Below are 1,487 nucleotides of genomic sequence, written 5' to 3'. Positions count from 1 at the left end.
TGCTCATTAGAGGACCATCCCTTCTGCAGCCCTGGGTAGGGTTGTGACCTCTCGGTCCCGGTGGGTGCACGGCCAAGGGTGCGAGCCAGGTGATGGCCAGCATGAGTTCCGCCGGCCCTGCCGGGCCGAGGCCGTCTGATCGGCGTCAGGGACACGCCCCTTCGAGGGCCGATTAATGAGCTTCCGGCAGACGTCCTCATCACCGGGCAGGTGCTCCGCGCACGACACAGGAGTGCATCTTTCGTGTACATCGGCTGGGACTGGGCGACCGAGACCCACGACGTGACGGTCATGGACAACAGCGGTGCACGCGTGGACCGTTGGGAACTCGCGCACAGCGAAGAGGGGCTCGCCAGAACACTGGCCCGGCTGCGCCGCCACGGCGACCCGGCCGACATGCCGGTGGCGATCGAGACCAGCCGCGGCCTCGTGGTCGACCGGCTGCTGGCCGCCGGTCACCCGGTGGTGCCGGTGCACCCCAACGCCTTCCACGCGATGCGCGCCCGCTGGGGCGCCTCGAAGGCCAAGACCGACGCCGGGGACAGCTTCAAGCTCGCCGACTACCTGCGCAGCGACGGCCATCTGCTGCCCCGGCTGGAACCCACCGACCAGACCACGCTGGACTTGCAGGCACTCACCCGGCAACGCGCCGATCACATCGAGGCCCGGATCGCCGCCGTCAACCAGCTCGCTGCTCTGCTCGATGCCCACTGGCCCGGCGGCAAGGCCGTGTTCGCCAGCCTGGACAGTGACATCGCTTTGGACTTCCTCGACCGCTGTCCGACACCGGCCGCGGCCGCCAAGCTGACCGCCGGTCGCCTCCAGGCATGGTGTCGGCGGCGCGGCTACTCCGGCAAGAAGCCGGGCAGCGAGCTGATCGAACGGCTGCGCTCGGCCCCCGCCGCCGCTTCGCGGCTGAGCGAGCAGGCCGTCACCCAGCTGGTGCGCGTCCAGGTCCAGCTGGTGCGCGCGATCCGCACGACCATCCGTGAGCTGGACAAGGCCATCGAGGCCGCCGTCGCCACGCACCCCTATGCGCCGCTGCTGGCGTCCATGCCTCGCATCGGCACGGTGAACCTGGCTCAGATCCTCGGCGAGCTCGGCCCCATCCTCGAACGCGCCCAGACCTGCGAGCAGTTCATCGCCGAAACCGGCGTCGTCCCGGTCACCCGCGCCTCCGGCAAGTCCCACGCGGTGACCTTCCGGCACGCGACCAACCGCAGAGCCCGTCTCGCCATCACGCTCTTCGCCGACAACAGCCGACACGGCAGCAACTGGGCCGCCAAGATCTACACCGACGCACGGGCCCGCAAGAAGCGCCATCCACATGCCGTCCGCATCCTGGCCCGCGCATGGCTGCGGGTGATCTGGGCCTGCTGGCGTGACGGCACGTGCTACGACCCCACGATCCACCAAACCAACAGCAAGACCAGAAACACGGACAGCGCACCCCAGCCTGCCTAGAGGTTGACTCAGGGAACTCATGC

1 protein-coding gene is annotated in these 1,487 nt (G+C 69.1%); it reads left to right on the top strand.

Going from position 1 to position 1,487, the window contains the following annotated elements; all coding sequences use genetic code 11:
* The first annotated feature begins 243 nt into the window (after window positions 1-243).
* Window positions 244-1,464 (top strand): IS110 family RNA-guided transposase, encoded by a 1,221-nt coding sequence (locus IF78_RS0142755; RefSeq protein ID WP_031488163.1) that lies wholly within the window; start codon window positions 244-246, stop codon window positions 1,462-1,464.
* Window positions 1,465-1,487: the final 23 nt, after the last annotated feature.

This window comes from Streptomyces bicolor (assembly GCF_000719285.1).
GTDB classification, from domain to species: Bacteria; Actinomycetota; Actinomycetes; order Streptomycetales; family Streptomycetaceae; genus Streptomyces; species Streptomyces bicolor.
This window is presented reverse-complemented; position numbering and strand designations above follow the sequence as displayed.